23 protein-coding genes are annotated in these 25,059 nt (G+C 48.2%); 10 read left to right on the top strand and 13 right to left on the bottom strand.

The features are described from left to right. Positions 1-93: 93 nt before the first annotated feature. The 5 genes from AC6R0R_RS00480 to AC6R0R_RS00460 all read left to right on the top strand — a co-directional run bounded on the left by AC6R0R_RS00480 (position 94) and on the right by AC6R0R_RS00460 (position 4,557). Positions 94-318 (top strand): hypothetical protein, encoded by a 225-nt coding sequence (locus AC6R0R_RS00480; RefSeq protein ID WP_334551826.1) that lies wholly within the window; start codon positions 94-96, stop codon positions 316-318. 55 nt (positions 319-373) lie between these two features. Further along, the gene (locus tag AC6R0R_RS00475) at positions 374-652 is read left to right on the top strand and encodes a hypothetical protein (protein WP_500625299.1); all 279 of its coding nucleotides are present in this window, start codon (positions 374-376) and stop codon (positions 650-652) included. 153 nt (positions 653-805) lie between these two features. Continuing rightward, on the top strand, positions 806-2,068 hold the full coding sequence (locus tag AC6R0R_RS00470; protein WP_500625298.1) for a hydroxymethylglutaryl-CoA reductase: 1,263 nt from the start codon (positions 806-808) through the stop codon (positions 2,066-2,068). A gap of 175 nt (positions 2,069-2,243) precedes the next feature. Further along, positions 2,244-3,785 carry a glycerol-3-phosphate dehydrogenase gene (gene glpD, locus AC6R0R_RS00465; protein WP_500625297.1) on the top strand — a complete coding sequence of 514 codons (1,542 nt, stop codon included), beginning with the start codon at positions 2,244-2,246 and terminating at the stop codon, positions 3,783-3,785. Between the two features lie 106 nt (positions 3,786-3,891). After that, positions 3,892-4,557 (top strand): PilZ domain-containing protein, encoded by a 666-nt coding sequence (locus AC6R0R_RS00460; RefSeq protein ID WP_500625296.1) that lies wholly within the window; start codon positions 3,892-3,894, stop codon positions 4,555-4,557. A 39-nt stretch (positions 4,558-4,596) separates the two neighbouring features. Here the strand turns inward: AC6R0R_RS00460 and luxQ are convergent, their stop codons facing one another. The 6 genes from luxQ to AC6R0R_RS00430 form a co-directional block, all read right to left on the bottom strand. Continuing rightward, positions 4,597-7,143, bottom strand: a complete 2,547-nt coding sequence (luxQ, locus tag AC6R0R_RS00455; protein WP_500625295.1) for a quorum-sensing autoinducer 2 sensor kinase/phosphatase LuxQ — start codon at positions 7,141-7,143, stop codon at positions 4,597-4,599. Further along, positions 7,140-8,255 carry an autoinducer 2-binding periplasmic protein LuxP gene (locus tag AC6R0R_RS00450; RefSeq protein ID WP_500625294.1) on the bottom strand — a complete coding sequence of 372 codons (1,116 nt, stop codon included), beginning with the start codon at positions 8,253-8,255 and terminating at the stop codon, positions 7,140-7,142. Before AC6R0R_RS00450 ends, luxQ begins: the two co-directional genes overlap by 4 nt. Positions 8,256-8,384: 129 nt before the next feature. Continuing rightward, the gene (locus AC6R0R_RS00445; RefSeq protein ID WP_500625293.1) at positions 8,385-9,530 is read right to left on the bottom strand and encodes a conjugal transfer protein TraF; all 1,146 of its coding nucleotides are present in this window, start codon (positions 9,528-9,530) and stop codon (positions 8,385-8,387) included. A gap of 80 nt (positions 9,531-9,610) precedes the next feature. After that, a complete protein-coding gene (locus AC6R0R_RS00440; RefSeq protein WP_500625292.1) occupies positions 9,611-9,916 on the bottom strand; it encodes a GIY-YIG nuclease family protein in 306 nt (101 codons plus the stop codon). A 3-nt stretch (positions 9,917-9,919) separates the two neighbouring features. Beyond that, a complete protein-coding gene (locus tag AC6R0R_RS00435; RefSeq protein ID WP_500625291.1) occupies positions 9,920-10,585 on the bottom strand; it encodes a YceH family protein in 666 nt (221 codons plus the stop codon). Between the two features lie 53 nt (positions 10,586-10,638). Then, positions 10,639-10,860: a hypothetical protein gene (locus AC6R0R_RS00430; RefSeq protein ID WP_500625290.1), complete on the bottom strand. Its 222-nt coding sequence runs from the start codon at positions 10,858-10,860 to the stop codon at positions 10,639-10,641. A gap of 221 nt (positions 10,861-11,081) precedes the next feature. On the opposite strand from AC6R0R_RS00430, the gene AC6R0R_RS00425 reads away from it, so the two are divergent. Both AC6R0R_RS00425 and AC6R0R_RS00420 read left to right on the top strand, forming a co-directional pair. After that, entirely contained in the window at positions 11,082-11,396 is a 315-nt protein-coding gene (locus AC6R0R_RS00425) for a DUF496 family protein (protein WP_334551816.1), read from the top strand. A gap of 301 nt (positions 11,397-11,697) precedes the next feature. After that, entirely contained in the window at positions 11,698-11,955 is a 258-nt protein-coding gene (locus AC6R0R_RS00420) for a YgjV family protein (RefSeq protein ID WP_334551815.1), read from the top strand. A 50-nt stretch (positions 11,956-12,005) separates the two neighbouring features. Here AC6R0R_RS00420 and glpK read toward each other — a convergent pair whose 3' ends face one another. Both glpK and AC6R0R_RS00410 read right to left on the bottom strand, forming a co-directional pair. Beyond that, positions 12,006-13,529, bottom strand: coding sequence for a glycerol kinase GlpK (gene glpK / locus AC6R0R_RS00415; RefSeq protein WP_500625289.1), 1,524 nt, complete (start codon positions 13,527-13,529; stop codon positions 12,006-12,008). A 259-nt stretch (positions 13,530-13,788) separates the two neighbouring features. Beyond that, entirely contained in the window at positions 13,789-14,412 is a 624-nt protein-coding gene (locus tag AC6R0R_RS00410; protein WP_487902891.1) for an OmpA family protein, read from the bottom strand. A gap of 274 nt (positions 14,413-14,686) precedes the next feature. Between AC6R0R_RS00410 and AC6R0R_RS00405 the strand changes: the two genes are divergently transcribed. Next, the gene (locus tag AC6R0R_RS00405) at positions 14,687-15,307 is read left to right on the top strand and encodes a thiol:disulfide interchange protein DsbA/DsbL (protein ID WP_500625288.1); all 621 of its coding nucleotides are present in this window, start codon (positions 14,687-14,689) and stop codon (positions 15,305-15,307) included. Between the two features lie 18 nt (positions 15,308-15,325). Next, a complete protein-coding gene (gene bamJ, locus AC6R0R_RS00400; protein ID WP_500625287.1) occupies positions 15,326-15,799 on the top strand; it encodes a BamJ family beta-barrel-assembly machinery protein in 474 nt (157 codons plus the stop codon). A gap of 86 nt (positions 15,800-15,885) precedes the next feature. Here the strand turns inward: bamJ and AC6R0R_RS00395 are convergent, their stop codons facing one another. The 4 genes from AC6R0R_RS00395 to nrdD all read right to left on the bottom strand — a co-directional run bounded on the left by AC6R0R_RS00395 (position 15,886) and on the right by nrdD (position 20,664). Next, positions 15,886-16,566: a putative ATP-dependent zinc protease gene (locus AC6R0R_RS00395; protein ID WP_334551810.1), complete on the bottom strand. Its 681-nt coding sequence runs from the start codon at positions 16,564-16,566 to the stop codon at positions 15,886-15,888. A gap of 73 nt (positions 16,567-16,639) precedes the next feature. Then, on the bottom strand, positions 16,640-17,821 hold the full coding sequence (locus AC6R0R_RS00390; RefSeq protein ID WP_500625286.1) for an amino acid aminotransferase: 1,182 nt from the start codon (positions 17,819-17,821) through the stop codon (positions 16,640-16,642). A 150-nt stretch (positions 17,822-17,971) separates the two neighbouring features. Then, positions 17,972-18,442: an anaerobic ribonucleoside-triphosphate reductase-activating protein gene (nrdG, locus tag AC6R0R_RS00385; protein ID WP_500625285.1), complete on the bottom strand. Its 471-nt coding sequence runs from the start codon at positions 18,440-18,442 to the stop codon at positions 17,972-17,974. 101 nt (positions 18,443-18,543) lie between these two features. Beyond that, on the bottom strand, positions 18,544-20,664 hold the full coding sequence (gene nrdD, locus AC6R0R_RS00380) for an anaerobic ribonucleoside-triphosphate reductase (RefSeq protein WP_500625284.1): 2,121 nt from the start codon (positions 20,662-20,664) through the stop codon (positions 18,544-18,546). Positions 20,665-20,961: 297 nt separating this feature from the next. Between nrdD and AC6R0R_RS00375 the strand changes: the two genes are divergently transcribed. After that, on the top strand, positions 20,962-21,864 hold the full coding sequence (locus AC6R0R_RS00375) for an endonuclease/exonuclease/phosphatase family protein (RefSeq protein ID WP_500625283.1): 903 nt from the start codon (positions 20,962-20,964) through the stop codon (positions 21,862-21,864). Between the two features lie 31 nt (positions 21,865-21,895). Here AC6R0R_RS00375 and AC6R0R_RS00370 read toward each other — a convergent pair whose 3' ends face one another. After that, entirely contained in the window at positions 21,896-25,051 is a 3,156-nt protein-coding gene (locus AC6R0R_RS00370; RefSeq protein ID WP_500625282.1) for an efflux RND transporter permease subunit, read from the bottom strand. Between the last annotated feature and the right edge of the window lie 8 nt (positions 25,052-25,059).

The following is a 25,059-nucleotide window of genomic DNA, read 5'->3' as shown; positions in this document are numbered from 1 at the left end:
ATTGCTGTCATCTCACTTTTCCTGACAAAACTCGGACAAAAAAACAGCACAATTCCTTACGATTTGTATGAATTTTCGCACAGGCGTAAGACGATGAACGGAGACATCTCTTTCACAACTGAACTTGAGCACATGATGCTAAGTGGGGTTAATAATATGTCACCACAACAATTTGAGATTATCCGCACGCAGCTGCAGAGCCTATCACCTCAGCAGTTACGCGCACTTCTTGGCGATATCAACGCCAAATTGGATCATCCTAGTGAATCGATTATCTCAGATGATGAGCTGGATATGATCACAAGCCTCTTTTCGTAATCAAACTTGCTCAATGCAGGCAGACACCTTAAGCTTAGAGTAAGTGGAGGCGCTTATGTCTGTTTCAGCAATACAATCTGGCTATCATATCATCGACCAGTCATCTCGCATGGTTGAAGAGGCTGCGCTCGAGATCAACAACAAGACCAATGCCCCGATCCCACTTAAAGACAAATCCCTCGAATTCAATAAGGTCGAATTTAAAGCACCGGAAATTGACCACATCCAGCCGCTCGCCGAGCTGACACAAGCGGAGCAATACAGCAAAATCGGTACGAATGTCATTCAACGCGATCAAGATATGATTGGAACCTTATTAGATATCCATGTGTAAGACCTTGTCCCAAAGCCAACTCGCGCAGCCAGTTGCCCATTTTCCTCTATCCTGTTTCGCTGCTTCTTGATGCAGTGTTGAGTTCAAACCTCACCCCGTTAGAATGCCTAACACTTTTTGTACGTTTATCACTATTTTTGTACGTTTATCACTATGCCCAAAATGAATCACGCCACCCCGAACACCTACACGCCTTTCCAGACGCAAGATGAGGAGTATGACTTAACTTCACAACTTGCGCCTCGAGAAGGAAAACCGTCACGCCGATTGACGCCGAGCCCTTACATCTCCGAGAAAGCGCTAAACCAACGGTGGAAAACACTCTCGGCGCTCACCGACCGCTCATTGTTGCTTGATGATCAGACTGAGCAAAACTGTGCCATTTTTGACCGTAATATCGAGCACTTCATCGGCACGGTAAAAGTCCCGGTAGGCATCGCCGGCCCGTTGCGGGTAAATGGCCTACACGCACAAGACGACTATTTGGTTCCACTGGCGACCACCGAAGCCGCTCTTGTCGCGTCATACAACCGGGGCGCTCAGTTGATCACTAAGGCGGGCGGGGCCAGCGCAATGCTGCTCAACGAAGGCGTTACACGCACGCCGGTGTTTGTATTTGAAACACTGGCTGAGGCGGGCCAGTTTGTCGCTTGGGTCACCACCCAATATGAACAGTTCAAACACATTGCCGAGACCACGACCTCTCACGGTAAGTTGCATGATATCAATGTCAATATTGAGGGGAACCACGTCTACTTGGTGTTTGAATACCACACGGGCGACGCGAGTGGGCAAAACATGGTGACTATCGCGACCAATGAGGTTTATCACCACATCCTCAAGACCACCCCCATAGAACCCAAAGAAGCGTTTCTCGACGGCAATTTGTCAGGGGATAAAAAAGCCAATAACTACACTCTACGCCATGTACGAGGCAAAAAAGTGACCGCAGAAGTCACGATAAAACGCGCGTTGGTTGAGCGCTACTTGCATACGACGCCGGAAAAAATGGCTCGCTTTGGACAAGTCACCACAACTGGCGCTGCGTTGTCTGGCAGTATTGGCGTCAATGCGCACTATGCGAATGCGCTGGCGGCTTTGTACATCGCATGTGGGCAAGATGCAGCTTGCGTCGCTGAATCCGCCATCGGAATGACTCGAATGGAAGTCAACTCACAAGGCGACCTCTATGCTAGCGTCACACTGCCAAACTTGATGGTGGGTACCGTTGGCGGTGGGACTGGCCTGCCGAGCCAAAGAGCCTGCTTGGAAATTCTCGGGCTGTATGGTGCTGGCCACGCAAAAGCGCTCGCTGAAATGGCCGCCGCACTTTGCCTGGCGGGTGAGCTTTCCATTGTCGGTGCATTCTGTGCGGATCACTTCTCAAGAGCCCATCAAAAACTCGCCCGAAAATAAACGCCACTCATTGATGAAAAGTTTTAGGACCTCGGCTCAGCCGAGGTTTTTTTTATTCGTTCGATAGTCTGATTGGATCATATTCAAACTTTTTTCATTTCATCTCTATTCGAACCTGTTTTTTCGTGATTAAATGAACACAATAATGAGCGAATGAGCATTTTGGAGAAAATTAATGGACGCAAGCTTGTTGACACACTCCCCCCATGAACCGTTGGACGTTATCGTCATTGGTGGCGGAATCAATGGTGCTGGCATAGCTGCGGATGCAGCAGGCCGTGGGTTAAAGGTTGGGCTATATGAGGCTCAAGACTTTGCCGGTGCTACCTCTTCTGCGAGTTCAAAACTGATTCATGGCGGGCTGAGATATTTAGAGCATTACGAGTTTCGTTTAGTTTCGGAAGCGCTCGCCGAACGTGAAGTGTTGCTCAAGAAAGCCCCCCACATCGCATTCCCAATGCGCTTTCGCTTACCGCATCGACCATTTTTAAGGCCGGCTTGGATGATCCGAATTGGGCTGTTTCTTTACGACAACATTGGCAAAAGAACCACCCTACCCGCGAGCAAAAAGATCATGCTCGACAACCAGAGCATTACCAAGGCCGACATAAAGAGCGGTTTTGAGTATTCCGATTGCTGGGTGGATGATGCACGCTTGGTGATTGAGAATATTCTTCACGCGAAACAAAATGGTGCCGAAGTCAGCAACTATTGTGAAGTGACCTCAGCAGTCAGAGACAAGGGCTTATGGCGCGTCACTTTCTACGATAAACGCACCGGCGTCGCACACGAGCGTCTAAGTAAAACACTGGTTAATGCAGCAGGTCCTTGGGTGAGAGAATTTCTCACTCAGCAAGCGAACGTCACTTCGCCCTATGGCATCCGCCTGATTAAAGGGTCGCATATCATCGTGCCAAAACTTCACGATGAATCTCAAGCATATATTCTGCAAAACGAAGATAAACGCATCGTCTTCGTTATTCCATACATGGAGAAGTTTTCAATCATAGGGACCACTGATGTCGAATATCAAGGAGATCCACGTAACGTCGCGATCTCCGATGAAGAGAAACATTACCTCCTCGACGTAGTAAACCGACATTTTCGTCACCAACTGTCGATTCAAGACATCATTTCAGACTACAGCGGCGTAAGACCACTGTGTGACGATGAGTCCGACTCACCCCAAGCCATCACTCGTGATTACACGCTATCTATTGATGGGCGTAATGGCGATGCGCCTGTACTGTCCGTTTTTGGCGGGAAACTGACCACTTATCGAAAACTGGCTGAAGCGGCAATGGAGCAGCTCAGTCAATATTTGGAGGTATTACCGGCTTGGACAGCAGAGACACCTTTACCGGGTGGTTTAGATTTTGATTGGAAAGATGCGAAGTCCGCACTTCAGACCAAGGCTCCCTATCTCGATTCATATACACTCAATCGTTGGTTAAGAGCCTATGGTTCGCGCGTCTTCTTACTTCTTGGTAATGCGCAAAAAGAGCAAGACTTGGGAATGAAGTTTGCGCCAGGTGTCTATCAACGAGAAATCGATTTTCTCATCACCACAGAGATGGGGTATGAAGCAGACGATGTACTGACGCGCCGCTCAAAATTGCATTTATTGTGCACTCAAGAGCAAATTGACGCCATCAGTGACTATATTGCGATTTGTCATTGCAAACAGGATGCGCCTATTTATGAGGGCGCTGTGTAATAGCATCACAAATCGGTGTCATATTTTTCGCGATTGCGGCTTTATTATGTATCAGGTTTCATTATAGTGATTAACAAGAAACATGATACAGAGTTACATGATACCTATGACTCACACCCACGAAACGCTCGACGAACTGTACACACTGCTTAGACCAGGAGTGAAACTGTCTGTCACACTCAATTTTGGCCCCAACGATGAGTTTAGCTTTACATCGAGCTACATTGGCCATAAAGAATCTCAATTCTTCGTTTTAGATTTTCCTCAAAAGGCCGCCGAAGCGCTGATCATGCGAAAATTGACCAACACTGAAGTGATTGTTCGAGGAATCACCGCCAGTAAACTCGGCCATGTGGTTGCGTTTAAATCGTCTGTGATGTGCAAACTGAATCAACCTTGCCACATGTTGTGCGTCCGTGAGCCTAGTCATTTCGCCACCAAAACCATCCGCGATCATGAACGGTTCTCTGTTCATATGCCTGTCGAGATACGCTCAAACAACGTCAGCTATCAAGCAACGATCGTCGACGTATCTGTTTCAGGCTGTGCGGTGTTTATAACTGGTGAAAACGAACTCTCCACCAGCAGCGCCATAGAGTTGCACAATGACCTATCGAAAACCTTGCCTAAGCCGCCCAAATACTCCATTGTCAGTATCAACAAGGAAAAGTCGGGGCATAAATTAGGCATAAAATTTAGCCCTGAACTTGAGCTAACTGAAGAGTTAAAGACGTTGTTTCTAGAACAAGCGCATTTGCATTCGAAGTTTTAAACGCCCTACCAAATGAATAGGGTGGCTGCTTCACCTCGACTAGGTATAGAAATGTTGTTTAAAGTAGTGGAACGCAACATTCAATGCCGACTCTTTAATCGGCTTGACGATGACGTAATTCGCCCCAGCTTGTTCAAAGGCTCTGCGCGTATCTTCCATTCCATCTGCGGTACAAGCAAAAACAGGCACGGTTAATTGGAGTTCACTGCGAATCCTTGCCGTCGTTTCGATACCACCGAGGTTAGGCAGTTGGTTGTCCATCAATACCAAATCAAACGCCTGAGCTTGCAACAACTCAAGGGCATTGTAGCCATCTTTTACCCACGTCACTTCCATGCCGTACTTTTCGCAAAAGGCTTTGGCAATAAAGGCATTGGTATGATTGTCTTCGACAAGCAATACTGAGAGCGCGCGATCGAACAAGGCTTTCGGATCAAACTGCAACCCACTTTGTGCTTGTTTTTCATCGGCAATTTTGGTTTGGATAGGCAGTTGAACAGAAAAGATCGTCCCCTCGCCCTTGGTACTCTCAATATCCGCGGTACCATCGAGCATTTCCACTAAGCTATGCACAATGGCTAAACCTAAGCCACTACCTCCGTATTCGCGAGTGGTCGTCGATTCAGCTTGGACGAACGGCTCAAAAATGTGTTTCAGCCGTTCACCGTCAATACCAATTCCGGTATCTTCGACGACGATTTCGAGTAACTGCTCGTCTTCGTCACCCACTAGGTGGATACGCACCGTCACCTGCCCGTCATGTGTAAACTTGACCGCATTACTAGCGAGATTAAACAGTATTTGATTCAAACGAACTTGATCACTGTGCGCCCAAACTTGGTCAGAGAAATTGCTTTCCACAACAAAACCGATACCTTTTTCTTGGCATAGTGGTCTAAAAATATTGTCGACCGCACTGGTGAGCTCGCTCAGCTTAAAATCAATGCGTTCGATGTTAAATTTTCCACGCTCAATTTTGGAAAAATCCAAAATATCATCTAGCACCGCCAGCAAGTGCTCGCCACTATTACATAGCACATCGACTTTCTCGATATTGCTCGGCTCTTTGAGTTTATGTTTGAGTAACTGTGAAACCCCTAAAATACCGTTGAGTGGCGTGCGTAGTTCATGGCTCATTTTTGCTAGGAAATCGGCGCGCACACGCGCTGATTCAAGGGCCTCTTCTCGGGCACGCTTACTCTGCTCTTCGGCCTCAATCAGGCTCGTCACGTCTTGACCTTGAGCCATGATTTGTAGCTCTGTGTTATCAACATGAATGGGAGACAGATTCCACCGGTACGTCTTAGTGCCTATGGTGGTATTAATGCCGGTGAGCGTTGCGCCTTTAGCGCACATTCGAATGTGAGGGGTAAGGCACTCAACCATGCTTGCTCCCCCGTCACTGGCGCGACTGCTCTCTCGAAATGCGCGCTCTGCAGAGGGGTTCATACGAATCAACTCCCCATTGACGTCCCATAGCATGATTGGAGAGAGAGAGAAGTTGAACAAATCAGTGAATTGCTTCTCCTGTTGACGAATACGTTGAAACGAGCTTTGAAAGGCATGACCTATGTGGTCAAACTCTTTGATTGTGGACCCCGAAAAGGGCTCGAGTGTCATCGACTCTGATGTGCTTTCGGTGTAATCCATCAAAGTTTGCAGTTCGCTCGATAAGCGACGCCCAATCCAATAGCGTGTCGATACCGTAATCGCCACAATGAGTACGGCTATCACAACCATCCAGATGTAGCGTGTTTTAACAAACAACATGATGTGTTCATTGCTCTGGATGGTATAAACCGATAAATAAGTGGGCGACTCGTTGATGGTTAGATCGGTTTTTGACACCGTAAATTCACTGGCATTGAATGACTTTGTGGCAGCGGCAAGCCAATCTATATGGCGCAAATCGCTGTTTTTTGTACTCGATGCGATAATGTCTGAACCCACGACAAACATCAAATCATTGGCGTTACTTGCTTTAAGTATCGAGTTGACCCAGGAGAAGTTGTCATTCAACACTACAGCGATGTATGCGTGGCCAAACACTTCACCAGTATCTAAGTTAACAATGGCGGTGCGCCGAAGCAGGACATAACGCACGCCAAGTGGCGTGGGCAATTGTTCTAAACGCCAAGCACGACTTGCCACCGTCTCATCATGGAGGTGTTGGATCTGCGCTTGGGTGATACCATAAAATTGAAAATTGTAATCCGCCCAGACAACTTGATTACGCGAGGCGACAAATCGAAAATCCGGTGCAAGACTGGGGGTGCGTTGGTCAATGCCGTCAAAAATGCGGATGACGGCGTCGTCGTCTTTTCGCGCAACAGCCTCGAACAAACCATCGTTTAGGCTATAGCTGTCTTGCTGGATCTCAAGTGCACTCAAGCGGTAATTGAAATTTTCCTGAACAAGGCTCTGAGTTTGCTGCTTGGAACGCGCCACTTCTTGCTCAACCACCTGTTGATTCACTTGGTAGTTTTGCACCAGCATGACCATGGTTAAAAACACAATGGTCAAGAAAATTGAGTTAGTCAATAAGGTGGCAAGTTTGTGCTTGCTACGACTCACGGTTTTACTCATCGTTGATCTGAGTACCTAAATGCGCGCTGCTTTAGCGACCGCACACGCTCGGAATCGTCACCTGCTGTGACCAATTCAAAATCACCGGAGTATACTTGCGGAACAGGTTTACTCTCAAGATCCCATTTGATCGCTTCTGCCATCGCGATGCCAGTATCATCATTCATGCGCATTACAGTAAACGACAAATGAGCATCGGCAAGCGCATCTAATTCGGCGCTACCTCCACCCCATCCATTGATCAAGATATCCTCTCGCCCTTGCTCTTTAAGCGCATCTGATGCACCAAGTGCCACATCGGTTGAACATGCGTACATAAACTCAATCGAAGGGTCGCGTTCTAAAGCCAGTTTTGCCGCTTCATAGCCTGACTCACGAGTCGCTTGAGTGTAAAACGATGAAGACAACACATAATTGTCATGGTGACTCATCGCCTCGATAAAGGTATCACCTCTCGCATCACTGACGTAGCCTTCAGAAAAATAGAGCACTGAGTAACGGCTTTGCTTGTCCGTGACTTCTTTATAGTGTTGTTCTAAAACCTCAGTACCTTTGACATGGTCAAATCCGATGTACAAAAAAGGTTGCTGATCGGCCCAAGCCCGAACTGGTGTAGTGATATTCTGCAATATGAGTTTAGTGTCGGTCGAACTCAGTACGTGTTCAATAAACTTTCGGTGTCGAGTGGTATCAAGGGTAAAGATTAAATAGTCAGTTTTACTTTGTACTGCTTCGAGTAATGACAAACTCTGCTGACGAACATCCGCATTCGGACGGGTAAATACCTGATTGATTTCGTAACGAATGCCCAGCCTATCTAAGCGCATTTCAAAAGCTTTGATGTTACGCACCCAATAATCGGACACTTGTTGACCAGGATAGATAACAGAAATAGAAATCGGTTTCTCTTGCTTAGCCGCTAGTGGAACCGGCGCGTTTCGCACTGCCTCCCCAAGAGATTCGGTTAGCACTCGCTGTGTTGGAAATTCGTTCAAGTATTGATCATATTGCCAATACCCATCTAATACCTGCGTGGCCTGCGCTGTGGTAACCACAGAAAACAGCACCAAGCCTGCACCAAGCTTTTTTATTAGGTTATTGTTTTTTCTCATTATACTCTAGCCAACTGTTGCCAAATACGCCGTTTAACGAGCTTTTGTACAGTAACACGCTTTTGTCGCCACGTTAACCTCAAAGACTGATCAAACAAGCGTTTGTTTGATCAGTCCTAACAGTATATTTTAGAAGGTAAATGCCAAGTTTGCAGAGGCGCCAAATTGGTTGTCGCCCGCGTAACTGCCAGCAAGGTCAAGACTGACTAAATCACCGGGGCTAATACCCAAGCCAACCGTCACTGAATCGTCTAACGTCTCTTCTAGATCAACTTGGTAACCTAAACGCAGTTGTGCCCAGCCAAATGCGTTGCCTTCAATACCGAAACGCACAAACTGGGTATCATCCTCTACACCTAGAGCAGATACTTCGAAACGCTCTTGTTTGGTAAGATCAACATCCAATGCCGCAACAAAATAGTCTGATACGTAAGAACCCGAAGCGGTCACCTGGGTATTAAACGCGTATTTATCGAGGCCATCTAAAGTTTCGATATCTTTGCTAAACAGATCCTTTGCTGCTATGCCTAAACGCAAGTTTTGATAGAACCAGACAAAGCCGAGGTCCATATTGAAGTGACTCTGCTTGTTTTCACTTTGGTCGTAGTCACTAATATCGAAGTCTTCGACGGAAATCGTATCTTTATAGGTCTTCAACTCTTGGTATTTCGGCGTGACACCTATGGCAATGTCTTGACTACCAAGCGTGATGCGCTTTGCAAGAGCCACACCCACCTCTGTGTAACCAAAGGCCCACAAATTAACAGTTGAGTTCTCATAACGGGCCTGAGTGTCTGAATCGTCAGCAATGTTGGTTTTGCCTATTACATCCGCGTAACCGCGCACAAAGACATTTGCTGAGAGGGTGTTGATGGGAAACGCAACTGCAGCGCCAGCGCCACCATTCACACCTAATGGTTTATCATCCGCCAATTGATCCAAGTAGGCGTTGAGCTGATCCTCTGTTGCAGGATCTGGATTATTCGGGTCAAAGCGGTCTATCGTGTCTTGCAAATCGTCAATCACTTTGAGCGATTCGTCTCCATCTCGAACGTTTGCCCCAATCGATGGAAGCAATAAACCAAAGTCGTCATTTTCACGATGAACGGCCACTAAAGCAGGGTTATAAAACGCTCCGAGCAGGTAGTCAGCGCTCGTGACGCCTGTATTGCCCATACCGTTGCCGCGAGCGTCCGCGACAAACGTCGCACTGTTCGCTGATAACGAAAGTACTGTTAACATTGCCACTGATGAAATTTTCGTTGTTAGTCTCATATCCATATCAACCTTTAGTATGATTTCATCTCTAAGGTTAATACAAAATATTACAAACCATCAGGTAAATCTTTTATTTATCAAGCATCAATCGCCTGAGTGAATAACAAGTGACCAGATACGATTGCTTCCTTCTTGCTTTTGCTCAGTTTCTTTAACCGCGCTTCGACCTTGCTGGCCTGACTGCGTGAGTCCGCGACATAGCTCGACCAGGCAAGGGTTAGCTGTCCTTTTCCTTTCAGCGCCTTGGCGCCTTTTCCGCCGCAATGCTCGGAGAATCGGCGCTCGACGTCTGTGGTTATCCCACAATACAGTGAGTTTGAGCGGGTACGGACAAAATAGACGTACCACGCCGAGCACGGAGCTTCCTTATCGCTTGTCGTCATTTTTTATGACGTCAATAACGCAAGTTGTTCTTTCAGATCCTCAAGGGAGGCTTTGAGCTCTACGACTTCGTGCTCTAATTGCTCGATGCGTTGCAGTGCGTCAGAATCGCCGGCTGCCGGCGCCAAAACAGGGCTTTGATGAATAACGTCGATATCGACAGCGCCACTGAATAGATGCTGATAACGAGATTCACGTTTGCCAGGCTCACGAGGGAGCTTAACCACAAGAGGCCCCTCCTCGCGTGACGCCATGCTGTCGAGCAGCGCTTCTACTTCTTTCACATCTGCAAACTCAGCCAGTCGATTGGTACGAGAGCGAAGTTCACCTGGCGTTTGCGCACCACGGAGCAGTAGGCAGCACACCAGCCCCTTTTCTTGATCGGTTAATTTCAAATCACCAAATTCAGTGTTGCAAAAACGGTGTTGGAATTTATTCGCGCGACTATTAAAGCCACTTTCGTCACTGACCAAACGGCGTGCAATCAAGCTATCGACCGCGTCACGCACTTCTGAGTCGCTAAGCGCCATAACGGGCTCACGGTTGCTTTTCTGATTACAGGCCGCTGTCAAGCTATTGAGTGTCAGTGGATAATAGTCCGGTGTCGTGACTTCTTTTTCGATGAGACAACCGATCACACGGGCTTCTAAAGGGGTCAGTTCTATATTCATGTTAGATCCTTAACGTGGCTCTTGATGTCGCACTTTGCACGTAATGTGATGCCCTAGTGCTCACCAATGAGTGGGATTCTTTTGATATTACCATTGTTGTCCATCATCACTATCTTGCTACGGTTGAGTTCGACTTCTGTGATCTCTTGACGCGTACGTTCAGAGCGATACGCGTTGGCCACTTTCTCTGTCTTAGGTGACGCCTCAACAGCAGTAGCAATGTCGTCTTCAACAACGGAAGCGAGGTTAAATATAATAGACGAGTGACGTAACATTGATTGGTACATAGTGAATGTTGAAAACAATCCAGTTTTAATAGGTTCCCTGATAATAGCCTGAACTTTCCTATGGGCTCAATCATTGCGTTGCTCTTGCCCAGAGTGACCGGCGATAAAAGCGTCAACATGCTGTAATGATTGATCTAAAGACTATTCACCTGCGACATGATGTGATTTAATCGTGGCAGTCTTTAAGAGAATTAGGAAAGGAACCTACTATGAGTGGTGTATTTGAAATCGTAGCTCAGGCTCGTCGTAAAAATAAACTCAAACGTGAACTTCTAGATAACGAAAAGAAAGTTCGTGATAACCAGAAACGTGTCGATTTGCTCGATAACCTACTGGATTACATCAAGCCAACCATGAGCACCGAAGAAATCACGCAGATCATCAAAAACATGAAAGCGGATTACGAAGATCGCGTCGATGACCACATCATCAAAAGTGCTGAAATTTCAAAAGAACGCCGTGAAATCAGCCGCCGTATTCGCGAACTTACTGAAGAAGATAAAGTGGCACAAGGGAAGAAATAACCCTCAGCGTCATTTTACTTCTTATCGAGCCTGCATCACCTGCGGGCTTTTTTACGTCTCAAAGACTTTGACGTTCAACACAAATCGTTATTTTCCTTTGTCTCTTGACGTAAAACGTTTGCGTAATCGCTAACCTTCTCCGTTACGCAAATTGAGGGTTTCGTCACACATTTCACCCTGCTATAGTCCACCACAGTTAATCAACTGACCATTCGAGGCACGGAGCTTCCTCACTTATCTCATGACGAGAAGAATTGGGTCGGGCACAGACACTGCCTAGATACATTATGAGGGTCAAATTATGGACATGAATATGGTTGAAATTTTGGGTTACGCGGCGTCTATCATGGTCGCTATCTCACTTACCATGAAAGATATCGTTAAACTTCGCATTCTAAACTTCGTTGGTTGTGGTTTATTCACCGCTTACGGCTTGATGATTGATGCGTGGCCAGTGGTGGTCACCAACGGTTTCATCGCTTGTGTGAACGTCTACTTCCTTGCCAAAATGCAAAGCGAAAAAAAAAGCAGCGCTGAAAAAGTAACGAGCGCCGCTTAATTCTGATTTAATTAGACAGACGCCCTCGCTCACTGTAGCGAGGGCGTTTTTTATTCGTCGTCGTCCTCTTCATGCAATGCAGCCCACGCCTGCGCAGCATTGACAGCGCGCTTCCACCCTTTGTATCGACGTTGGCGTTTCTCTTCATCATGATGCGGCGTAAACTGGCGATCGATTTCTGCTTTGTTACTCAACTCATCCAAGCTGTCCCAAAAACCGACTTCTAGCCCGGCAAGATACGCTGCCCCAAGAGCCGTGACTTCGGTGACCTTGGGTCTCATCACATCCACATCCAGCACATCGGCTTGGAATTGCATCAGGAAATTATTCGCCACTGCGCCGCCATCAACGCGCAACGCTTCGAGTTTGATGCCAGAATCACTTTGCATCGCGTCAATCACATCTCGGGTTTGATAAGCAATGCCTTCCAACGTCGCACGGATAATGTGATTCGCACTGGTCCCACGCGTCAGTCCAACAATGGTGCCTCGCGCATACGCATCCCAATACGGTGCGCCCAAACCGGTGAACGCTGGCACGACATACACTCCGTTTGAGGTCGCCACTTTGGTTGCGAAGTATTCAGAATCTTTCGCATCAGAGAGCAGCTTAAGTTCATCTCTCAGCCACTGAATGGATGCGCCACCCATAAATACCGCACCTTCTAGCGCATAACTGGGCTCTCCCCTCGGGCCGCAAGCGAGCGTCGTCAGCAGTCCATTATGCGAGGTCACTTTTTCGTTGCCGGTATTCATCAACAAGAAGCAGCCCGTGCCGTAAGTATTTTTCGCTTGGCCCGCACTCACACACATCTGGCCAAACAACGCTGCTTGCTGGTCGCCTGCGATCCCAGCAATCGGAATTCTCGTACCGCCTTTGCCGCCGATGTTCGTTTGACCAAACAACGCTGACGAATTTTTCACTTCCGGCATCATGGAACGCGGGATGTCCAGTTCGTCGAGCATGCGCTGATCCCACTCTAGGGTGTTGATGTTAAACAACAAGGTACGTGAGGCGTTGGTATAGTCGGTTGCATGCACTCGACCCTGTGTCATTTTCCACACGAGCCAGGTATCCACCGTACCAAACAGCAGTTTTCCCTCTTGCGCCAGTTGACGTGCGCCTTCGACGTTGTCGAGAATCCATTTCACCTTAGTGCCCGAGAAGTAAGGGTCAAGCAAAAGCCCTGTGGTATCACGAATGTAATCCGACAATCCACGCTCTTGTAACTGCTCACAAATCTTCGCGGTACGACGACATTGCCAAACAATCGCGTTGTAAATCGGTTTCCCCGTTTCTTTGTTCCAGACAATAGTGGTTTCACGCTGGTTAGTGATACCGATCGCCGCCACTTGGTCGCTGCGAATACCGCTTTTGGTCAGCGCTTCAATCAATGTTGAGCTTTGCGTGGCATAGATCTCCATCGGGTCGTGCTCTACCCAGCCGCCATGCGGGTAAATCTGAGTAAATTCACGTTGGGAGACACTGACAATATTGGCATCGTGGTCGAGTACCACCGTTCTTGAGCTTGTCGTGCCTTGATCGAGAGCGACGATGTACTTTTGCTCCGTCATAGTAGGGTCCTTTACTTTCTTTTTGTCTTATGACGTCATTGTGCACAAAGCAAGAACACATAAAAGCATCGACCGCCACAAATGAGCGTTCGAACACAAAATGTTAGAAAGTTATCGCCAGATTGTTGCTGAAATCGCGGAGAGCAAGCCACAGTTGCAACTCTGAGGCCTAAGAAGAACTTTCGAACGAACAAAAAGCCTGACAAACGTCAGGCTCATGGTTGGTCAGTGTGAGATAACGTATGGTGGGTATCACCCGCTAGTTATTTGAAACGATAAAGAGCACTTCCACGCGTCGATTGCAGGCTTTGCCAGACGGGGTGTTATTACTACAGGCTGGCACATGTTCTCCATAGCCGCGCGTGAAAATAGAGTTCATGGATACGTTGTTGCGCGCCAGTTGCGCTTTTACGGCTTGTGCTCGCTTGACGGAGAGTTGATCATTGAAAGACGCATTGCCTGTACTATCCGCGTGCCCGTCAATCACGATGTCGATGTCGGGTTGTTTCGATAAGTAACGCCCCACCATATCGACCCAATATAAAGAATCCGGTGATAAGTTCGATGAGCCAGTGCGGAACTTGATCGTATCTTTAAGTTTGACCATCACATGATTCCCCGGAAGAATTTCGTAATCGACACCATTGCTGACTAAAAAGCTCTGTAAGTCCCCATAGCTTTGAGTGCGCTGTTGCCCCATCGGGCCTTGTACACCAGCGTTTGATGATAACATCGGCGCATTACCCCAATCTGGATAACGCAATTCAGAGTCGCTTTGCGGAGCGGTATCCAACATATCTCCGCCTAGTCGAGCAAACTCCTTGGGAATAGAGGCACTGCATCCAGACAGGAGTAACAGTAGAGGCAAAATGTATTTTGTCATGGTCGTCATCACTCGTTACTTCTCAACACTCTCTTTATATCGACCATTTTGCGCGAACTTTAGCGCTTCTCTCGTGACCAAACGCATATTTCTTACCACCCTACAGACTTTAAGGGTGGTCGCGACTCCACCTACTTAGCTTGTGAATCAAGGCTTATCGATAGTAGAATCGAAACACATTCCACGCTCAGCGCGAATTCAACGATAAACCAATGAGTTAAATGGAGTTGGTGTCACGTTGAACGATAAGCCTGCGCATACAGAGATAGTCATAATGAACAAACTCCTTACTCTGACACTCATCATACTGACATTTGGCTTAGCCGGATGCAGTGAGTCAACCGAACCCACCGAAGGCAAACACTACGAACCACTCCCTGTTAACCTCTCCACCTTCCGAGTGGAGCCTGTTATTGAAGTGTTCTCTCTACATTGTAGTCACTGTCGTAAAATGGAAGAGGCGCTACCTGAACTTGAACAATTGGTCGGCCAGTCGTTTGGCAAGGTGCACGTCACGTTCAATGAAAGCGCACAAGTGGGTGCGATGATTTACTACTCCGCGCAAATGCAACTTGGTCATACACCGGATCACGCAATGATGACGGAACTGTTTGCCGCTGCGCAAATGGGGGATGGCGCATCGTTAGATGACAAGAAACAAGCGATTGATGCGGCGTTTGAAACTCGCAACTTAACCAGCCCTTACAATCTCGATAATGATCAGCAAAGTCAGCTGTTTAAAAAGATCGAACGCGCGCATGAGATGACCACTCAAGGGCAGATCAATGCGGTGCCAATGTTCATCGTCAAAGGCAAGTATCGCATCCTTACCTCTGCCCACAGCGATATTGCCGACATTGCCAATACGATCCAATTCTTACTTGCTCAACCTTAACTCTGACAGGACGTTACTATGTCTAAAATTATCATTCCTATCGTTATCGTGGTTCTCGCTGTGTTTTTTGTCTATCGTACTTGGACGAACGGCAAAGCGGCCGAAGCTAACCTTGCTGCTGGTGAGGCATTTTTGGCTGAGAATGGCCAAAAAGAAGGCGTTATCACCACCGACAGTGGTCTTCAATACCAAGTACTCACCAAAGGTGAAGGGACGGTATTCCCTACCGTGGCAAGCACAGTAAAAGTGCACTACCACGGTAGTTTGATTGACGGCACGGTCTTCGACAGCTCTGTCGAGCGTGGAGAGCCTATCAGCTTTAAACTTGGTCAAGTGATCAAAGGGTGGCAAGAAGGACTGACTTACATGAACGTCGGTGACAAAGTAAGACTGTTTATTCCAAGCGCATTAGCGTACGGAAAAAGCGGCACTGGCCCTATCCCACCCGCAGCGACACTCATTTTTGACGTTGAATTGCTGGCCATTGACTAAGGCAAGGTCATCTAACCGAGTCTCTTGTGACATTCCATAAAAAAAGCCGCTAAGCGGCTTTTTTTTCAGCTGACAAACAGAGCGTTTTACTTGTGTTTGTCTTGAATAAACGTACGGCTGACATCGACAACGGCAATGTCTTTAAAGAAGCTACGACCAAGAAGTATTGGGTAGGTCAAGTGCGTTCTGTCGGCTAATGTGAACTCTGTTTTTTCCTTCACATCACCGATTTGAATCCAACCCTCAACCACTGCGCGCTTTTCAGACTCTTCAGAAGTTGATTGGCGAATTTTCACCCAGCGCTGAACAGGCAAAGCGATTTCTCTGCTTTTTACACCCTCATGTTCAATTTTGAACTTGACCCAATCCTTTCCGTCACGCTCGAACGGCAACACCTCTACTGCACTGATGGATGACGTCGTCGCCCCAGTATCGATACGCGCTTTAAAGCTAGCTTCTAGTCCGGGCACATACACCCACTCTTGTTCACCAAGCATCAACTTGCCATCCGCCGTTTTCTTCGGCGATTCTGTCGGCTTAGGTGCCACTGGTTTTTCCGGCTTAGGCTCAGGTTTGACCTCAGGCTCTTGTGGTGCAGTCGGCTCTGGCTCCGAGGTGTCTGGTGACGTCACCTCTGGCGTTGTCACTTCCGGCTCCTGCGTTTGTGGCGTTTGCTCAGGCTCAACCACTGATTCACCCGTCGTTGAACACGCCACCAATCCACCACTCAATAGTAACGGTAGGACGATTTTCCATGTTTTATTCATTGGACCACCTAATCTTGTCAACATGGCCGCTCATCTTGAGCGGCACTCGCGAGTTTTCAATACGCAGATGTCTTTACGCGACACGAACGATAGCGTTGGCAACGTATGGGATGTCTTTTTCCGTCAAGCCAGCAATGTTAATTCGACCATCGCCTACGCCATAAATGCCATATTCTTCACGCAGTTGCGTCATTTGCTCTTGGCTAAAGCCTAGCACAGTGAACATGCCTTTGTGGCTCTGAATAAAGTCGAATTGTGATGTTCCGTGGCTATTTTTCAGTTCATCACACAATGCTTTGCGTAGGCTAACCAAACGTTGTTGCATCTGTGACAGCTCTTGTTTCCAGACTTGGGTCAGCGCGTCACTGCCCAAAATGGTTTTCACTAGCGCTGCACCATGATCAGGCGGCATGGTGTAGGTGGAACGCGCGAGGGTCATCAACTTGCCTTTGGCGTTGTCCGCTTCCTGCTTAGTGTTTGCAACCACAATCGCCGCGCCCGTGCGCTCACGGTATAGGCCAAAGTTTTTCGAGCATGACGTGGTGATCAACATCTCTTCCACGTTGTCTGCCATGTAGCGAAGACCTTTCGCGTCTTCCTCTAACCCATCGCCAAAACCTTGATAAGCGATATCGACAAACGGGGTAAAACCATTTTTCTGCGACAGCTGGGTGATGGCCTGCCATGCGTCAAAATCGATGTCAGCACCCGTTGGGTTATGGCAACAGCCGTGCAATAACACGACGTCATCTTTTCCAGCGGTGCGCAGATCCGCCATCATGGCATCAACGTCGACTTGCTTAGTGTCACGGCTAAAATAGCGGTAGTGACGTACTTTCAGCCCCGCCGCTTCCATCACAGGTTTGTGGTTCACATAACTTGGATCAGAAATCCATATTGTTGTATTTGGCTGCGCCACCTTCATCAGGTCACCCAGCATACGCAGAGCACCGCTCGCACCTGGGGTTTGAATAGCAGACACGCGATCCATTGCCGATGTGCCCGTCAACAGCAGATCAATCATCGACTGGTTAAACTGCTCACAGCCCGCAAGGCCAACGTAAGATTTGGTGGTTTGCGTCGCGACGACAATATCTTGGGCTTGTTTAATGGCTTGCATTACAGGGGTTTCACCTGCGCTGTTTTTATAAACACCAATGCCAAGGTCTACTTTTTCATCACGAGGATCGTTGCGGTACGCAACAGAGAGAGAAAGAATCGGATCCAGCATAGGTGCTGGTAATTGAGAAAACATGAAAGTCACAACCCTTTGAAATTCAAGATGGCTGACAACTTATCATTTAATCCTACTTTCTAGAAACTATTTTGTGAGCGAGAGTTCAATTTCATCGATTGCTTTTGTAAATTTTCACATACAGTTAACAATGAGCCCTACCCCAAGGTATTACTGCAATTTGAACGTGTGGATGATTTGATTCGCGCTACCTCGCCATTCAAGATTAACATCGCGCTGCTCTTGAATGAATTTGCCATCGATTAAGGTATCAATGTACTGCGTCACTTCACGCTGCGCATCATCAAGCTCTGCTAGGGTATATCCCGTCCAGACCCAGATGTCTTTTCCCGGGCATTCGGCGCGTACGCGTTTGACCAACTTAAGGATGTGCGGCACGTTAGCAGGGTGGAGCGGATCCCCACCGGACAGCGATAACCCACGGCGCTTGATACGTGGATCGTTAAGATCAGCGATGATTCTATCTTCCGCTTCTTGAGTGAACAACACTCCTGAATCCAAACGCTGAGTAGATTGGTTGTAGCAACCTCGACACTGATGCACGCAACCTGAGACAAACAAGGTGCATCGGGTGCCAGGGCCATTAACCACATCGATGGGGTAATATTGATGATAATTCATCGCTCTTTCCAAAACAAAAGCCGCTAACTAAACACGAAACAAAACAGAGAACAAAAGAAGCCAGTCAAACTGGCTTCTTATCAGCTTGTCTAGGTGACCACTTACAGATGCTTAACGCGTCGTTTTACTTCTTCTTGCTTGCCGAAGTTGAAAGGTCTGGCGTCTGGGCTACCAAGATAACCACACACGCGGCGCGTCACTGATACTTTGGTCGAGTCGTGGTTGCCACAGCTTGGGCAGGTAAAGCCTTTGCTGGTACAGTCGAACTCCCCGTTGTAGCCACACTCATAACACTCGTCAATCGGCGTGTTGGTGCCGTAGTAAGGCACGCGGCTATAGCTGTAATCCCAGACGTTTTCGAGCGCTTCGATGTTGCGCTGCATATTCGGGAACTCACCGTAACAGATGAATCCACCGCTTGAGATTTCAGGGTATGGCATTTCAAAATCAATTTTATCGTACGGGTTAACCTTCTTCTCCACATCAAGGTGGAAGCTATTGGTGTAGTAGCCTTTATCCGTCACCCCTTCAATCACACCGTACTCTTTGGTATCGATTCGGCAGAAACGGCTGCACAAGTTTTCACTTGGTGTGCCGTATAAGCTGTAACCGTAGCCAGACTCTTGTGTCCACTGATTCACTGCTTGTTTAAGATGCTTAATGATGTTAAGCGCTTTTTCTCGCAGTTCACTGTTATCGTACACATGGGTTTGATGGCCAAAGAGCGCATTCACTGTCTCGTGGATACCAATGTAACCAAGTGAAATCGAGGCACGACCGTTTTTGAAGATGTTCGCAATTGGCTCATCGGCACCTAGTCGGATGCCACATGCCCCTTCCATATAGAGGATAGGTGCGACGCGCGCTTTGACATTCTCTAAACGTGAGATGCGTGTTTCCAACGCACGGCGTGCCAGTTTCAGCTTGGCATCCAGCAGTTGGTAGAATTTGCTCTCATCGCCGCCCGCTTGAATAGCGATGCGTGGCAAGTTGAGGCTCACAACACCCAAGTTGTTGCGACCTTCATGAATCAGCTCACCATTTTCTTCATAAGTGCCCAAGAAGCTACGACAACCCATCGGCGTTTTAAATGACCCTGTCACTTCGACAACTTTTTCGTAGTTCAAGATGTCGGGGTACATACGCTTCGATGCACATTCCAACGCCAATTGCTTGATGTCGTAGTTCGGATCGCCCGCTTTGTGGTTTAGGCCGTCTTGAATGCCAAATACCAATTTGGGGAACACCGCTGTTTTGCGGTTTTTGCCCAAACCAGCAATGCGATTCTTCAAGATGGATTGTTGGATAAGGCGTGAGCCCCAACTGGTGCCTAAACCAAAACCAAAGGTGACAAACGGCGTTTGACCATTAGCGGTGTGCAGGGTGTTCACTTCATATTCCAACGATTGGAAAGCGTCGTAACACTCTTTTTCAGTGCGCGCACGCGCAAACGCCTCAGGATCATGAATATCCCACTCTTTGGCGATCTCTAGGTGCTTGTCATAACTCGTCATCACGTACGGTTCGAGCACCTCATCAATACGGTTGATGGTGGTGCCGCCATAGATATGACTGGCAACCTGCGCGATGATTTGCGCCGTAACTGCGGTCGCCGTCGAGATCGATTTCGGTGTATCAATCTCTGCGTTACCCATTTTAAAACCGTGGGTTAGCATGCCTTGCAAGTCAATCAGCATACAGTTGAACATTGGAAAGAACGGCGCGTAATCTAAATCGTGGTAGTGAATGTCGCCCGATTCATGAGCTTGAACAACATCACGGGGTAAAATGTGGGTTTTCGCGTAGTGCTTCGCAACAATGCCTGCCAAAAGATCGCGCTGAGTCGGGATCACCTTGCCATCTTTGTTTGCGTTTTCGTTGATGAGATCAACATTGCTCTCTTCAATCAGACCTTCAATTTCGCGCGTCAGCGCACTTTGTTTTTCACGCGCGATGTCACGGTCATGGCGGTACTCAATGTAAGCACGCGCGAGTGACTTATACGGCCCCTGCATCAACTCGTTTTCAACTAGGGTTTGGATTTCATGGATGTGGACTTCATCGTGATCGCTTAATTGCAGCTCGATCGCTAACGCGACATTGAGTGCGTAGATGGCAATTTCTTTATCAACGTTATCGGCGGCGGCTTCCACTGCGGCTTGTATACGATCCCGGCTAAATGTCGCTCTTGAGCCATCCCGTTTGATTACGATTGGTTTCACCTTTCCTCCTTACCCAGCATACTCACAGAGTTATCCACAAACACACTATATAGGGTTAATTTTTATTCGAGCAATACTATATATTGTGGCGTATTTAACGAGATAGGCACCATGGAAGTATTGATTTTGATCAATAAAAAACGCCCCTAGCGTAAGATCAAAGCGTTCTAGTGGCACCGATCAAAATTAGGAAGGAAACGATGAAAACATTCAGATTTGAGATGAATTCGCTTGCATTTTTCAGAGCACTTATAGGATAAAGGATGAGTCAAATTCATGGATAGGGTGACGCTAACAATGCGCGATTGGACCGCCTCTTTTCTCTCACTCAGAGCTTACGTGCTACTTGTCGCCTTGGTTGGTTCCATCGGCTCAAGTCATGCTCTGACGTTAGCCAGTTGGAATATTGAGTGGCTTAGCTCTGACCCTAGCGATCGCTTTGAAGCGCCACTGCGTTCTGCACAAGATTTCGACGCCTTAGGTCGTTATTTTGCCCAAATCGATCCCGACGTGCTCGCCTTTCAAGAGGTCAATGATGAACAAGCGCTGCGCAACGTTGTGGGGTCGGGCTATCAAATCTGGTTGTCGGATCGCTCGTTAGAGCGCCATCAAGACGCCCAGTTTGGTGCGATTAACCAATATACAGGGTTTGCGGTGAGAGCGGGTATAGAGGTCGTTCAACGTGACGACATCATACTGGTGGATCAAGCTCGCAGCCGATTGCGCTTTGCCGCTTATCTGGTGCTTAACCCGCAAGGCCATCAACCCCTGCACCTTCTTTCGGTGCATTTAAAAGCCGGTTGCAGCGGCACGTATCGTGATAATCGAGATTGTCGCCTTCTTTACACTCAAGGTGAGAGCTTAAACGCGTGGATCAGTGAACGTGAAGCAAACCAAGAGGCTTACCTCATCATGGGCGACTTTAACCACAATCTGGCGTTTAAAGGCGACTGGCTTTGGCGCACCTTGACAGAGGGCACCAAAGCGCAATTGGCGAGCGATCGTACCGCAGCGCAATGCGTAGTGCGCTCTAACAAACAAGCGAATAAAACCCATAAGTTTCGCAGCCTGATTGACCATGTCATCGCCAGCCCATCGCTTACTCTGGCCATGCCTTATCAAGTCACCTATAAAACGAGTGACCTCTTCCAATATCGCCTTAGCGATCATTGTCCGATGGTCACTCGCATTATCGACTAATTTTGGTTATCCCCTTGGCTTTAAATAGACGTTAGCGAGCAAAGCGATGTTTTATCGCAACGTAGTACAGCACGGGGATCACCAACAACGTTAAAATGGTAGAAACGAAGATCCCGAAAATCAAACTGATGGCGAGACCATTAAAAATCGGGTCATCGAGAATGAACACCGCGCCAATCATCGCAGCCAGTGCGGTTAACATGATGGGTTTCGCGCGAACCGCCGCCGATTGAATCACCGCTTCTGCAAACTCAACGCCCTCTTCGACCTGTTGATTAATAAAGTCAACCAAGAGTATCGAATTACGCACGATGATGCCTGCTAGCGCAATCATGCCAATCATAGAGGTCGCGGTAAATTGCGCGCCGAGCAATGCATGACCTGGCATCACACCGATGATGGTCAGTGGAATCGGCGCCATAATGATCAGCGGTACCAAATAGGATTTAAACTGCGCCACTACCAATAAGTAGATCAGAATCATTCCAACACCATAAGCAATGCCCATATCTCGGAAGGTTTCGTAGGTAATGGTCCACTCGCCATCCCAACGCACTGAGACGCCATTAAGTCCATCAGGTTGCGCGACATAGTATTGCTCTAGGGTCATCGCCTCATCCAACTTACCGACTAAGTCGAACATGCCATACAGCGGGCTATCCAACTCGCCAGCCATATCGGCGACCACCATCACCATAGGCACCATGTTTTTTCGTACGATATAGGCTTCCATTGGCAACACGTTGACGCTCACGAGATCCGAGAGCGGAAACGCTTGACCATTTTGGCTGCTGACCTTCATGTTCAGCACTTGCTCTAAGCGCACTTTAGCCTCTTCACTGGCTTGAATCATAATGGGCACTGGGTATTTACTGTGCTCGCTGTGCAGATAAGTCACAGGCTTGCCACCCACCGCCGTTGCCAGCGCATCGACTATCGACGCATACGGCACTTGATAATGCGCGGCCTTACTTCGATCAATCGCCACCTGCCATTTTTGGTGATGTTCGGGCAGATACATGTCAACATCAACGATGTCCTCCGTCTCACGGAAAATTGCGCGTATCTGCTGTGCGGCTTGATGACGCATGGCATCGGTTGGCGCGTAGACTTCTGCCAATATCGGTGACCAAACCGGTGGCCCCGGCGGCACTTCAACCACTTTAACTTTGCCCCCAAAGCGCGATGCAATCTCATTGAGCACTGGGCGCACCTCACCAGCAATGGTGTGGCTATCGCGGTCACGATCTTTCCTATCCACCAAATTCACTTGAATATCGCCTTGATTCGGTTGATTGCGCATAAAGTAGTGACGAACCAAGCCATTAAAGTTGATAGGCGCCGCCGTACCCGCATAGATTTGATAGCCAGTGACTTCAGGCACCTCATCGAGCGCTTGTCCAAGTTCAAACAGTACGCGCTGCGTCCGCTCTAGCGGCTCACCCTCTGGCATATCCAGCACTACTTGAAACTCGGATTTGTTGTCAAAAGGCAGCATCTTCAACACCACCGATTGCGCCACTGGCAGCAGCACCGAACCAGCAATCAGCGCCAATATCGCCAACAATAACAACCAACGATTGCGACGCTGTGCTCTGGCGGTGACAAAAGGGGCCATAATGCGATGAAACAGTGATGAGCTCGCACCTTTTGCATCTTCGTGATGGGCGTGTTTGAGGAGATGATGCGCCAACCAAGGTGAGAGCACAAAGGCGACCGCCAGCGAAATCAGCATCCCCATGGACGCATTAATTGGAATTGGGCTCATGTATGGCCCCATCAATCCGCTCACAAACGCCATCGGCAGCAATGCCGCGATCACGGTTAAGGTTGCTAAGATGGTCGGTCCGCCGACTTCATCGACGGCGACGGGGATCAATTCATCGAGTGATTTTTTGCCCATCGACATATGCCGATGAATGTTTTCCACCACCACAATCGCGTCATCGACCAAAATACCGATTGAGAATATTAGGGCGAACAATGACACACGATTGAGGGTAAATCCCCAAGCCCAAGACGCAAACAGCGTGATCATCAAGGTCACCACAATGGCGATTCCGACGACGATGGCTTCACGCCAACCCATGGTAAGCAAGACCAGAATCACCACCGCCGCCGTGGCGAACGCCAGTTTGCCGATCAGCGTATTGCTTTTGTCCGCCGCGGTTTTACCGTAGTCACGTGTAATTTCAACCTTAATACCTTCGGGAATCAGTTGATTCTTAAGTGCGTCTAAACGCGCTTCAACGGCTTTCGCGACGTTGACTGCGTTCTCACCGCTTTTTTTTGCCACCGCGAGCGTGACAGCGGGACGCATGCCCTCTTTTGAGGTCGTCCACACCTGCTGCGTCGGCGTGTTAGTGCCTAAGCTAACCGTAGCAATATCTTCTAAATAGACGGGGGTTTGGTTATACAACCCGACCACTAGCTGTTTCACCTCTTCAACGCGTGAAAGAAACTGGCCGACTTGGACTGGAAACTGTTGATTTTCATGGGTCAAGCTCAGCATGGGTGAGCTTTGATTGGCGGCGGGCAAATGCTGATTGAGCTGATCCAAGGTGATATTAAAACTGTTCATCTTTACAGGGTCTAAACGCACGTCAACAATGGTCTCGTGACTGCCGACTGTATAGATGTCTCGTGTCCCTTCAATGCGTTTAAGCTCAGTTTCTAAGCCGTGTGCTACCTGAGTTAACTGCTGCTGATCAAGCTGCGCCGATGGGCTGGATAAGGTGATACTGACGATCGGCACATCCTCAATCCCTTTGGGTTTAATGACGGGTTCACCAACACCCACGCCCTGCGGCATCCAATCTTTATTGGAATAGAGTTTATTATAAATGCGCACCACAGCATCATTACGGCTGACGCCAACATCAAAGATCGCGACGATCATCGCGCCATCGGGCTGCGAGAAGGAGTAGATTTTATCAATACCCTGGATTTCAGAAATGATCTGTTCTGCGGGTGTGGTGACTAGGCTCTCCACTTCAGCGGGCGTTGCTCCGGGGAAGGGAATATACACATCCGCGAAGGTGACATCGATTTGCGGCTCTTCTTCTTTGGGTGTGATGATAACCGCAAACAGACCCATCAATAAGCCTACCAACGCTAACAACGGCGTCATGGCTGAGTTTTGAAATGCTGCGGCAATACGGCCTGAGATCCCTAGCTTATGTTCCATGCGACGTT

Source organism: Vibrio sp. R12-SW3-ISO1 (assembly GCF_059834005.1).
Note: the sequence above shows the minus strand (reverse complement) of the source record. Positions and strands in the feature narration are given on the sequence as shown.